At 66.4% G+C, this 11,675-nt stretch carries 14 protein-coding genes and 1 tRNA gene; 2 read left to right on the forward strand and 13 right to left on the reverse strand.

From position 1 onward, the window contains the following. Positions 1-123: 123 nt before the first annotated feature. Positions 124-594, reverse strand: coding sequence for a PA2169 family four-helix-bundle protein (locus tag ACE026_RS16810; RefSeq protein WP_486039986.1), 471 nt, complete (start codon positions 592-594; stop codon positions 124-126). A gap of 197 nt (positions 595-791) precedes the next feature. On the opposite strand from ACE026_RS16810, the gene ACE026_RS16815 reads away from it, so the two are divergent. Together ACE026_RS16815 and ACE026_RS16820 are read left to right on the forward strand one after the other, a co-directional pair. After that, the gene (locus ACE026_RS16815) at positions 792-2,267 is read left to right on the forward strand and encodes a S41 family peptidase (RefSeq protein ID WP_486039987.1); all 1,476 of its coding nucleotides are present in this window, start codon (positions 792-794) and stop codon (positions 2,265-2,267) included. 90 nt (positions 2,268-2,357) lie between these two features. Next, positions 2,358-2,732: a DUF6713 family protein gene (locus tag ACE026_RS16820; RefSeq protein WP_486039988.1), complete on the forward strand. Its 375-nt coding sequence runs from the start codon at positions 2,358-2,360 to the stop codon at positions 2,730-2,732. A gap of 48 nt (positions 2,733-2,780) precedes the next feature. Here ACE026_RS16820 and ACE026_RS16825 read toward each other — a convergent pair whose 3' ends face one another. From ACE026_RS16825 to ruvB, 12 genes are all read right to left on the reverse strand, one after another. Next, the gene (locus ACE026_RS16825; RefSeq protein WP_486039989.1) at positions 2,781-2,927 is read right to left on the reverse strand and encodes a hypothetical protein; all 147 of its coding nucleotides are present in this window, start codon (positions 2,925-2,927) and stop codon (positions 2,781-2,783) included. 252 nt (positions 2,928-3,179) lie between these two features. Then, positions 3,180-3,255: transfer RNA gene (locus tag ACE026_RS16830), tRNA-Lys, on the reverse strand. 72 nt (positions 3,256-3,327) lie between these two features. Further along, entirely contained in the window at positions 3,328-3,993 is a 666-nt protein-coding gene (gene queC / locus ACE026_RS16835; RefSeq protein WP_486039991.1) for a 7-cyano-7-deazaguanine synthase QueC, read from the reverse strand. Between the two features lie 76 nt (positions 3,994-4,069). Next, a complete protein-coding gene (queE, locus tag ACE026_RS16840; RefSeq protein WP_486039992.1) occupies positions 4,070-4,768 on the reverse strand; it encodes a 7-carboxy-7-deazaguanine synthase QueE in 699 nt (232 codons plus the stop codon). Between the two features lie 132 nt (positions 4,769-4,900). Further along, positions 4,901-5,707, reverse strand: a complete 807-nt coding sequence (gene ybgF / locus ACE026_RS16845) for a tol-pal system protein YbgF (RefSeq protein ID WP_486039994.1) — start codon at positions 5,705-5,707, stop codon at positions 4,901-4,903. A 3-nt stretch (positions 5,708-5,710) separates the two neighbouring features. After that, entirely contained in the window at positions 5,711-6,226 is a 516-nt protein-coding gene (pal, locus tag ACE026_RS16850) for a peptidoglycan-associated lipoprotein Pal (protein WP_319209808.1), read from the reverse strand. Between the two features lie 64 nt (positions 6,227-6,290). Then, positions 6,291-7,610 (reverse strand): Tol-Pal system beta propeller repeat protein TolB, encoded by a 1,320-nt coding sequence (gene tolB / locus ACE026_RS16855; RefSeq protein WP_486039995.1) that lies wholly within the window; start codon positions 7,608-7,610, stop codon positions 6,291-6,293. Positions 7,611-7,822: 212 nt separating this feature from the next. After that, positions 7,823-8,884 carry a cell envelope integrity protein TolA gene (gene tolA, locus ACE026_RS16860; protein WP_486039997.1) on the reverse strand — a complete coding sequence of 354 codons (1,062 nt, stop codon included), beginning with the start codon at positions 8,882-8,884 and terminating at the stop codon, positions 7,823-7,825. After that, entirely contained in the window at positions 8,874-9,302 is a 429-nt protein-coding gene (gene tolR / locus ACE026_RS16865; protein ID WP_019185220.1) for a protein TolR, read from the reverse strand. The genes tolA and tolR overlap by 11 nt, the downstream gene beginning before the upstream one ends. Positions 9,303-9,325: 23 nt before the next feature. Beyond that, positions 9,326-10,105, reverse strand: coding sequence for a protein TolQ (gene tolQ, locus ACE026_RS16870; protein WP_486039998.1), 780 nt, complete (start codon positions 10,103-10,105; stop codon positions 9,326-9,328). Positions 10,106-10,115: 10 nt separating this feature from the next. After that, complete coding sequence (gene ybgC, locus ACE026_RS16875; RefSeq protein WP_486039999.1) at positions 10,116-10,559, reverse strand: tol-pal system-associated acyl-CoA thioesterase; 444 nt, start codon at positions 10,557-10,559, stop codon at positions 10,116-10,118. After that, positions 10,549-11,589: a Holliday junction branch migration DNA helicase RuvB gene (gene ruvB / locus ACE026_RS16880; protein WP_121039149.1), complete on the reverse strand. Its 1,041-nt coding sequence runs from the start codon at positions 11,587-11,589 to the stop codon at positions 10,549-10,551. The genes ybgC and ruvB overlap by 11 nt, the downstream gene beginning before the upstream one ends. Positions 11,590-11,675: the final 86 nt, after the last annotated feature.

Consider the following 11,675-nt stretch of genomic DNA (forward strand, 5'->3'; position numbering starts at 1 on the left):
GGCTGCGCATCCGCGCCCCCCTCACATGTCTGGCCGCAAGCATCCGATCGGGCAACACGGCCGATGCACCGCGAACCGCCGGGATCCGTTCTTCCGCGTACGTTCGTTATGCCGCACTGGCGCTTACGCGTCGCGCTCTCGCAGCGTATCCAGCTGCTGGCGCATGTCATCCCAGCACAGCCGCGTCTCCAGCAGCATGCCATTGAGCGTGCGTCGTGCGTGTGCCGGCAGTGCGCCGTCCTGCACGCTGCTCTCCAGCGCGCGTACCAGTCGCCCCTCTGCGGCTTGGCTCTCGCTCACGTATTGGATTCCCGCATCGCCCAGCACGGTCCCCAGCCAGCCAAAGCACCCCCGGACGTTGCCGGCCAGGGTGCCGTGGCGGGCGGGCTGGCCGCCGGCATCGCGCACCAGTCGCGTGACGCCATCGACGATGTGCGTTTTCGATGCAGCCATCCGCATCATCAAAGCGCTCAACTGCGGATCGTGCATCTGCACGCCGGCAATCGCCTTCGCGTAGATCTCGTGACCGTCGCGCGCGATACCGATGATCTGGTTCAGCTCGCGTATCGCGTGACCGTTAGTAGCAGTCGTCATGACAGCGCTCCGTGGGATCGTGGACGCCCACTGTGGCCGGGTATGGCGTGATGGTGCGCCCGCCAGGGGTACGGCGGCGTGAGCGGGACTACCGACGGTGAAGCACATTGGCTACGATCCAAGGCAGTCAATCGCGCACGCATGATCCGGTCGCCCTCGCCCCGTATGGGCATCGCTCCGGGCCGCAAGGAGGCTGTATGGCAGGAACGAGAGGGATCGTGATCACGCTGGCGATGCTGACCATGGCATCGCCGGAAGCATCCCGTGCCACACCGGCATTCGATCGCAGCGCCTGGCAGGCCGACCATGCGGCACTCAAGCAGGTCCTGGAGCAGGATTACGCGCATCTGGCCTGGGTCGCCTCGCCTCAGGGCGGTGTGGATCTCCCCGCGCTGGATGCGTCCGCGCAGCGCTCGTTGGCCGAAGCGCATACCGATGCGCAAGCGGCCCAGGCCCTTCGCACCTTCCTGGCCGGCTTCCATGACGGCCACCTCAGTCTTCTCGATCCGCTTGAACACGCCCCCAGCTCCCCGGCGCCCGCTGCTGTGGACCCACGGGCCCTGGGCGCTGGCGCAGGCTGTGCATTGCTTGGTGTATCCGACGAGGGTCGCCACGATTTCAGCCTGCCGCTGGACACGCTGCCGGGTTACCACCCCTTGAACGATGTGGCCGACCCCATGCTGCGCGCCGGCACGCTGTCCTTGCCGGACGGGCACACGATCGGCCTGCTGCGGCTGCACGAGTTCGATGCGCTGCGCTATCCAGGCGTGTGCCACGCGTTGTGGCCACACCTGCGGCAGGCCGGCTCCACCGCCGAGATGCGCGGCACATTGGGCCGCAGCTGGGTCGCCGCGATTGCCGCCAGCCTGCGACGCTTCCAGCAGGAGGGCGTGGACGCGGTGCTGGTGGATGTGGGTGACAACCCGGGCGGCGACGACAGCGGCGACACACTCGCGCGCCTGTTCACTTCGCAGCCGGTGGCCTCCGCTGTGCTGGAAGTCAGCCAGTCGGCGGCGGGCAAACCGTATCTGGATGAGCAGTACGACCGCCTCGACGACGCGCTGCGCCATCACCACCCCAAGTCGGCCGCCCGCCGGCTGTTGAGCACGCAGCGCGCCGTCTTCCAGGCATCGCGGCAGGCGGCGGCGATGCCGCCCTGCGATCTGTCCTGGGCCTGGCACACGCAGCAGGCATGGGACGCCGCACCGTGCCGACGTCTGGTCGCGGCGGGTACGTCCGGCGGTCCGCTGCCGAGCCCTGCCGTGGACACCCTCGATGATTTCCTGATCGCCCACCGCCTGGACTGGGCACAGGATGTGCGCGGGCACTGGGGCGCATGGAATGGCCCGGTGTATGTGTTGACCAACGGAAAGACCGCTTCCTCGGCCGAAATGTTTGCCGCGCGCATGCAGGACGACCACATCGCCCGCGTGGTCGGTACGCGCAGCGGTGGCTATGGCTGTGGGTTCATGAGTGCAGAGGCGCCGCCTGAACTCCCCCATTCGCACCTGCGTGTGCGCGTGCCGAACTGCGTACGCCTGCGTGCCGACGGCAGCGACGAAGTTGCCGGCATCACCCCGGACCTGCCCGTTGTTCCGCGCAGTGGAGAAAGCGCACGGGCACGGGCGCAGCGCGTGGTGGATACGCTCACCGGCGATATCGGGATGCATTGAGTCCGGCCCCCGGCGGCGCAGTAGTCACACGTGGTGGGCCGCTACACTACGCACGCTGCAGGATCCGCAGCGTCTGGCATCGCCCACCTCATGGAACGACGTTACTTCGCCACGCTGCTCGCCTTGATTCTCCATCAGATCGATGCCGCCTTCTGGCGTGAGTGGGAGATGTTCCTGCTGCCAGGTGGCGTGCAGGGCTTCCTGGTGTTCAATCTGATCGCCGTGGGCGTGCTGGTGCTCGGCTACCGCCATGTGGTGCTGCAGACCGGCAAGGCACGCGGTTTCGCGAGGCTCTGCGCGGCACTGGGCCTGGCCACCTTCATCATCCACCTCGGCTTCGCGCTGCATGGCCATCGCGCATTTCAGCTGCCGGTGTCGATGGCGATCATTCTTGCCTGCCTGGTGTCGGCCTTGTGCCTGCTGCGCTCGCTGCGCAGTACACCGCGGGCACGCGCGAGCGCTTGATCCGCATCGCGGCCGGGCATGCCCGTCGCCGCGGAATCCCGCGCGATGTCACTGGCGGCCGCGCCCCATGCCGGCCGTCGCTGGCCCGTCATCCCGGCGCCGATACCAACGCCACCCGAGCTGCACCCCCGTCGCCACGCCCAGCACCGCGGTGAAGACGAGCGCGGCCTGCAGCAGCTCCAACAGCAGCGTCATCACATCGCCCCGTGTCGACCGGGCGGCGCCGTTGCCTTCTGCGAAATGGCCGCGTGCCGTGCCCAAGGTCAGTGCGGGCAGCGTGCGCGCGTACGTGACGAACGGGCATCAGCCACGGCCTCAACGTGGGTCAGGGACCTTCGCGAAGTGTTGTCAGATGCAGACAGCTGGTGCCTCGCCCGGCGGTTGCGGACACGCCCAGCTCCGCGCATGAAAAAGGCGACCTCGCGGTCGCCTTGATCATGGATGCAATGGTGGGCCGTGATGGATTCGAACCATCGACCAAAAGATTAAAAGTCTTCTGCTCTACCAACTGAGCTAACGGCCCATTGCATCCCCGACGTGACGCCGGGGGTGCGCATTCTAACGCATCTTCGCGCTCATGCGTACCCGTCCCGCATCACACGTACTGAGTCGGGTCCGGCACGCCGGCATCCGTGAAACCCTGCGCGCGCAGGCGGCAGGCGTCGCAATGCCCGCAGGCTCGGCCCTGGTCGTCGGCGTTGTAGCAGGACACGGTCAGGCCGAAGTCCACGCCCAGGCGGACGCCTTCACGCACGATATCGGCCTTGCTCAGGAACTGCAGCGGCGCGTGGACCTGGATGCCCGCGCCTTCCACGCCCGCCTTGGTCGCCAGGTTGGCCAACGTCTGGAAGGCCTGGATGAATTCGGGGCGGCAATCCGGGTAGCCGGAATAGTCCACGGCGTTGACGCCGCAGAAGATGTCGTTGGCGCCCAGCACCTCGGCCCAGCCGAGTGCGACGGACAGCATGATGGTATTGCGCGCCGGCACGTAGGTGACCGGGATGCCCTCCCCGCCCGCTTCAGGAACGTCGATATCGTCGGTCAGGGCCGAGCCGCCGATGCTGCGCAGGTCGACATTGACGGTCTTGTGGGCGACCGCGCCAAGCGCGCTGGCGACCGCCGCGGCGGCATCGAGTTCGGAGGTGTGGCGCTGGCCGTAGCGCACGCTCAGGGCGTGGACGGCAAAACCCTGCTCGCGGGCGATGGCGACAACGGCGGCGGAGTCCATGCCGCCGGACAGGAGGACGACTGCTTTTTTCATGGGGGGTGTTTCCGGTGGTTTGCAGGGAGCCAGCACGCTGTCCCGCGCCGGGTACGTCAGGGAATGCCGAGGCGGCTTATCGGCCCGGCTCGTCATTCCATAAAAGCTTATGCAGCTGCATCTGGAAGCGCACCGGCAGGCGGTCGGCCACGATCCAGTCGGCCAGCTCGCGCGGGCTGACCTCGCTCTTGCTCGGCGAGAACAACACCATGCTGCGCTCGTTGAGGCGATGCTCGCGGACCATGCCGCGGGCCCATTCGTAATCCTCACGGCTGCACAGGACGAACTTGATCTGGTCGCGCTTGGTCAGCAGCGGCAGGTTCTCCAGGCGGTTGCGGGCCATTTCGCCGGAGCCGGGGGTCTTCAGGTCGACCACGCGCGACACGCGCGGATCCACGCCACTGACATCCAGCGCACCCGAGGTCTCCAGCGAGACGTCCAGGCCGGCGTCGCAGAGCTTCTCCAGCAGCACCAGGCAGCGCTTCTGCGCCAGCGGCTCGCCACCGGTCACGCAGACGTGGTGAACGCCCTGGGCCAGCACTTCGTCCACGATCGCGTCGATGTCCCACCAGGTGCCGCCATGGAAGGCGTAGGCGGTATCGCAATAGGTGCAGCGCAACGGGCAGCCGGTCAGGCGCACGAACACGGTCGGCCAGCCGGCGGTATCGGCTTCGCCCTGCAGGGACAGGAAGATCTCGGTGATCTTCAGTCGCGGCAGTGGGGACTGCACGATCTCACTGGGGAGTGCGGCGGCAGCGGACAGGCTCGTAGTCATGGCGGTGATTCTTGGCGGACGGCTTCGGAAACGACAACAGCCGGGCATGGCCCGGCACGGAGGACCGGGCAGCGCCCGGTTGGCAATCCATCATTATACCGGGCCCGGCCGCTTGAGCGGCCCGGGGCGGGTTCAGCGGATCTGCTGACCCAGCCGGATCGACTGCAGACGGTCCTGCGCAGTGCGCGCGGCGTCGGAGCCGGGATACGTGGACACGACCTGCTCGAGGGTCGCCTGGGCCTGGTCGACCTTGCCTTCGCCATACTGGGAAAGGCCGATCTTGAGCAGGCCACCGGACGCCTTGTCATGGGTCGGGTAGCGCGAGATGAGGTCGCGGAACTGCGCCTCAGCCAGCGGGAAATTGCGGGTGGCGTAATAGCTTTCGCCCAACCAGTACAGCGCGTTGGGGGTATAGACGCCGTTGGGGTACAGCTCGAGGAAGCTCATGAACAGCTGCGCCGAGTCGTCGTACTTGCCGGCCTTGAGCGAATCGAAGGCGACATTGTAGGCGGTGCGTTCATCGCCACTGGCGGCCAGGCTGCCGGCATCGCCGTGCACGCTTGGCGGCCGCTCGGAAGCGGCCGTTGCCGGTTTCGGGGATGCAGCGGGGGCAGGCGCGGCTGCGGCCGGGGCGGCAGGAAGCACGGGGGCTCCACCTTCCAGGCGGTTCAGACGGCTGTCCAGGTCCAGATACTGGTCCTTGGCGGACTGCTTGAGCTGCTCATTGTCGTGCTGAAGCTGCTCGACCTGCGACTGCAGCGCCTGCAACTGGGTACGCAGCTGATTCAGCTGATTGAGCATGTCCATGTTGGACTGGTTGTTGTTCGCCTGCTGCTCAAGCGCGCCGACGCGGTCGGCCAGACTCTGGCGCTGCGCATTGGCCGGTGGGGGAGCCACGAGGGCTGCCGCAACGATCATCGATAGAAATCGAAAGCGCATCTATTACTGAGCCGTGTACACGATCTCGACGCGACGGTTCTGCGACCAGCAGGACTCGCCCGACTCGGTGCAGACCGGACGCTCTTCACCGTAGGACACGACGGTCAGCTGCGAAGCCGAACCACCGTTGGCCTGCAGTGCCGAGGACACGCCGTTGCCACGACGCTCGCCCAGGGCCTGGTTGTAAGCGCGCGAACCGCGCTCATCGGTGTGGCCCTGCAGGGTCATGCGCGAGGACGGACGGTCACGCAGGTACTTGGCGTGGCAAGCCATGATGGCCTGGAATTCCGGCTTCACGTCTTCCTTGTCCAGGTCGAAGTACACCACGCGCTGGCGCAGGCAGGAATCGGTATCCAGATCACCCGGGCCGTACAGGCCGGAGGTGGACGGGCCGGTCGGAGCGGTGGTGCTGCCGGTATCAACCGGGGCAGCCGGCACTTCCTTGACCTTCTTGGAACAACCGGCCAGGGCGGCCACGGACAACAGGGAGACAAGCAGAACGCGGGTGGTCTTGTTCATGGCGATACCTTTGAGGCTCCTAAAGCCGGATGAGGGATGAATACGGCGAAATCTTAACACTCTGTTAGCGCTTTGTACGGTATGGCGACCAAGAAGGCTCGCGAACATCACCGTCCGCCAGAACAAGCCGCTGGCGCACGCGCGCATCGGCCGAAACGGCGTACAACACTCCACGACCACCCTCACGGGCGGCGTACAACACCATGCTCGCGTTGGGCGCGAAGCTCGGCGATTCGTCCAGCGACCCTGGCGACAGCGTGTTCCAGCGGGCCGAGCCCGTGCTGCTGTCCATCATCGCGATCTTGTAGGTGTTGCCGCTGCCCTGGGCGACCACCAGCTTCTTGCCGTCGTAGGACAGGCTCGGGGTGGCGTTGTAGTTGCCCTGGAAGGTCACGCGCGACGCGCTGCCACCGCTGGACGCAACCTGGTAGATCTGCGGGCGGCCGCCACGGTCGGAGGTGAAGTAGACGCTGCTGCCATCCGGGCTCCAGGTCGGCTCGGTATCGATGGCGAAGTGGTTGGTCAGCTGGGTCAGCTGCTTGCTGCCCAGGTCCATCACGTAGATTTCCGGGTTGCCGCTGCGCGACAGCGACAGGGCCAGGCGGCGGCCATCCGGCGAGAACGACGGGGCGCTGTTGATGCCGCGGAAGCTGGTGACCAGTTCACGGGCGCCGCTGGAGATGTTCTGGATGTAGATCGCCGAGTTGCCGCGCTCGAAGCTCACATAGGCCAGCTTGTTGCCGTCCGGGCTCCAGCTCGGCGAGAGCAGCGGCTCGGCCGAGCGCACGATGGTCTGCGGGTTGAAGCCGTCCGAATCGGCCACCATCAGCGCATAACGCATGGCATCGCCCTTCCCGCTGGCGGTGACATAGGCGATGCGGGTCCAGAAGGCGCCGCGCACACCGGTGATCTTTTCATAGATGGCGTCGGCCATCTGGTGGGCGACATCGCGCATGGCGTTGCCACGGGCGGTCATCGCCAGGCCCAGCAGGCGCTCGCCCTTGGGCACGTCGTACAGCTCGTACTCGACGCGATAGGCGCCAGCGCCGGCGTCCATCACCCGGCCGACCACGATGTAGTTCTGCTTCAGCGCGCGCCAGGTGGCGAACTGGATCTCGCTGCCACGGGTCGGCTTTTCGACGATCTGGGCTTCCGGCAGAGTGCGGAACTGGCCGGAACGGTCCAGGTCGGCACGCACCACGGCGGCCACATCGGTCTGCGGTGCACCGGCCGACCCCTGATACGGCATGGGGACGACGGTGATCGGCGTGGCGGAGGCATTGCCGCCAATGATGTCGATATCCAGCCCCTTCTGCTGCGCCATGGCAGCGAAGGGCAACAACAGGGCCGCAACAACGGCAAGCCAACGAGGCATTTTTTTCATGGAGCGCTCAATAGGGGGGAAACCAGAACGAGGGATAACAGGACCGCGGTGAACAGTTTCGCAATCATGAACCAAGGCCGTGTGAATTCCGAGTCACCGGGCGCACAAAACTCACACGCCGTTAACCCCATCAGGCGCTGTTGGCCTGCGCAAAGGCCCGTGGCACGCGCCTGCCATGACCGCTGATCCGGCGGGATCAGCGGCCTGCCGGGTCAATCCTGGGCAGTGAATGTGAAGTTGATGGTGCGCGCGAACACAGATTCGAAGCCGCGGTATGGCAACGGCTGGGCATTCAACACGGCGGCCTCGATCGAACGGCGGCCTGCCTCGTCGAACGGGCAGCTGCCGCTGACCTTGGCCTGGATCACCTGCCCACCCGGAATCTGGGTGATCGAGACCTGGCAACGTTGACCCAGCGGGACCGAATCCGGACGGGTCCACTGTGCCGAGACCTTCTGCTGGATGGCCGCCGCGTACTTGGCGCTGAGATCGTCACTGGTGCCACCGGCACCGGCAGCCGGCTTGGCGGCACCGGTCGCCCCGGCGGTTGAAGCCGAGGCATTGGCGGCACGCGCGGCCGTGACCTGGCGCAGCTTCTGTTCGGCCAGCTTGGCTTCGTTCTCGGCCTGGGCCCGCTTGCGGCGGATCTCGGCGAGCTTCTTGTCGCGCTCGGCGTCGGCCTTGGCGTCGTTGGCTTTCTGCTCCTGCTCGGCCAGCTTTTTCTTCAGCTCGGCCTCTTCCTGCTGCTTGGCCAGGCGCAGCTTCTGCTCGGCCTGCTCCTGGCGCTTGCGCTCGGTCAGGTCGACCTGTTCCTGGCGGCGCTTGGCTTCCTGCTCCTGCTTGGCCTTTTCAGCCGAGATCGCCAGCGCGTTGACCGCTTCCTGATCGACCGTATCGGGCTGGGCGATGCGCTCTTGGGCCTGTTGCTGCTGCGGGGTGGGAGCATCCTGAGGGCGCGGCTCTTCAATCGGCTGCGGCGGCGGGACGGTATCTTCCGGCACCGGCTCGGGCTCGGCGACCGGCTCGGGCAGGTCCGGCAGCGTTTCGGAGGCCCGCAGCGCCTGGCGCGCGGCCGAGGCTTCGGAGGCGGACAGCTGCAGGCTGGCTTCGATTGCCGGATCGCCGGCGGCCGCTTCGGTGGTGCGCTGCGGCGACCACAACCAGGCGGCGATGAAGATCAGGGCCAGCAGCAGGTGCACACCGAGCGCCAGCGCGATCGGCAGACCCCACTTCTCGTCAGGCTGACGCTGCGGTGGCAGGGCTTCAGCGTGCATCGGTCGCCAGGCCCACCTTTTCCACGTTGGCGCGCTTGATCACGTCCATGGCCGCGACCACCTTCTCATACGCCACGGCCTTGTCGGCGGCGACGATCACGCGCAGGTTCTTGTCCTGCGAGGAAAGCGCGGACAGCTGGGCCTGCAGCCGGGCCGCATCCATCGGTTCCGGGTCCTTGGCCTCGGGCAGCTTCAGGCTGAGCTGGCCATCCAGGCGGACGGACACGATTACCGGATCCTGCTTGCTCTCCAGCGCCTTGGCCTGGGAGGTCGGCAGATCCACTTCAAAGCTCAGTGTGAGCAGCGGCGCGGTCACCATGAAGATGATGAGCAGCACCAGCATGACGTCGATGTACGGCACGACGTTGATTTCGGATTTGAGCTTTCGGCGCTTGCGGCGGCCAATGGCTGCGGTCATGGCAGGACTCCTGTGCTGGGCGCTTACTCGTCGCCCGCGGTCTGACGCTGCAGGATCGAGCTGAACTCTTCTGCGAAGGTTTCAAAGCGCACCGACATGCGCTCCACGCGGGTGGTGAAGCGGTTGTAGGCCCATACCGCCGGGATCGCCACGAACAGGCCGATCGCGGTGGCAAACAGGGCTTCGGAGATACCCGGGGCGACCGAGGCGATGCCGGCCTGCTCGCCACTGTTGATCATGTCGTGCATGGTCACCATGATGCCGAACACGGTGCCGACCAGGCCCACGTACGGGGCGGTCGAGCCGATGTTGGCCAGCAGCTCCAGGCTGCGCTCCATCTGGTCCACTTCACGGGTGTAGGTGGTGCGCATGGCGCGCTGGGCGCCCTCGAGCTGGGCACGGCCATCCAGGCGACGCTTGTCGCGCAGGCGGGTGAACTCGCGGAAACCGGCTTCGAAGATCGCTTCCAGGCCGCCGACCTGGCGATTGCGGTCGGTCGCCGAGCTGTACAGCTTGCCCAGGTCCGCACCGGACCAGAAGCGGCTTTCGAACTCGTCGGCGGCGCGGTTGGCGGCGTTGAACACACGTGCCTTGCGGAAGATGATCACCCAGCTGATGAACGAGCCGGCCAACAGCAGCAGCACGATGATCTTCACCGGGATGCTGGCCTTGATCATCAGGTCCAGGTAATTGATGCCACCGCCATGCGCGGCTTGGGCGACAGTCTGCGCCGCGGCGCTGGTGACTTCCTGCGGCAGCGCTTCGGTCACCGTGGCCTGCAGGGCCAGGAGCATTGCGATCATCCGTTGTTCCTCAGTATGCGGATTCTGGAAATTCGAGGTGTTTCAGCGCGGCATGCAGTGCATCGTCCATGCCACGCGGTTTGAAGGTGGTTGCATCCAGCGCGGCGATCTTCACCTGCGCGGTCAGCAGTGTTTCCCCGCCCCGGCACACGGCCTGCGCGAACACCATGCTGGCGCGCTTGCACTGCACCAGCGTGGCGGTGACATCCAGCGCATCATCCAGGCGCGCCGGTTTGAGGAAATCCAGGGTCATGCTGCGCACCGCGAACACCAGGCCATGGTCGCAGCGCATCCGCTCCTGACCATACCCCAATGCGCGCATCCATTCCGTGCGCGCCCGTTCCATGAAGGCCACGTAGCGGGCGTGGTACACCACCCCGCCAGCGTCGGTATCTTCCCAGTAAATGCGTGTCGGCCAACTGAATCGGGGCTCAGCCCGGGGCTCAACCGACATCCGGGACCTCCGCGAACAGGTCTGCCGGCGGGTTTTTCGGCTTCAGCCCCATGTGCCGGTAGGCCTTGTGCGTGCACATGCGGCCCCGCGCGGTGCGGATCAGGAAGCCCTGCTGGATCAGGTACGGCTCGACCACGTCTTCCAGCGTGCCACGCTCTTCGGACAGGGCCGCCGCCAGCGACTCGATGCCGACCGGGCCACCGTCGAAGTAATCGACCATGGTCCGCAGCAGGCGCCGATCGAGTTCGTCGAAGCCCTCCGGATCGACCTTGAGCATCTGCATCGCGGCCTGGGCAACGTCCTGATCGATGTGACCGGCGGCCTTCACCTGGGCGAAGTCGCGCACGCGGCGCAGCAGCCGGTTGGCGATACGCGGGGTGCCGCGCGAGCGCCGTGCGATCTCGGCCGCGCCTTCGGCGGTGCAATCAATGTTGAGGATGCTGGCCGAACGCCGGACGATCTTCGTCAGCTCTTCCGGGGTGTAGAACTCCAGCCGGTGCACGATGCCGAAGCGGTCACGCAGCGGCGCGGTCAGCAGGCCTGCCCGGGTGGTCGCGCCGATCAGGGTGAACGGCGGCAGATCGATCTTGATCGAGCGGGCCGCGGGGCCCTCACCGATCATGATGTCGATCTGGAAATCTTCCATCGCCGGGTACAGCACTTCTTCGACAACCGGCGACAGGCGGTGGATTTCATCGATGAACAGCACATCGTGCGGCTGCAGATTGGTCAGCAGCGCGGCCAGATCGCCGGCCTTTTCGATCACCGGGCCGGAGGTGACGCGCAGCGCGACCCCCAGCTCATTGGCGATCACATGGCTCAACGTGGTCTTGCCCAGGCCCGGCGGCCCGAAGATCAGCACGTGGTCGAGCGCGTCGCCACGGGCCTTGGTCGCCTCGATGTAGATCGACAGCTGCTCGCGCACAGGGGCCTGACCGAGGTAATCGGCCATGCGTTTGGGGCGGATGCTGGCGTCGGTGCCCTCGTCTTCGCGGGTGGCACCGGCGGCGATGATGCGGTCGTCGGTCATTCGGCAATTATGCGGCAAAAGCGGCGCGATCCGCGTCCGGTAGTGCCGGCCGCTGGCCGGCTCCGCGCGATGCAGATGTCCTGAGG

It is taken from the genome of Stenotrophomonas sp. AGC87 (assembly GCF_057333975.1).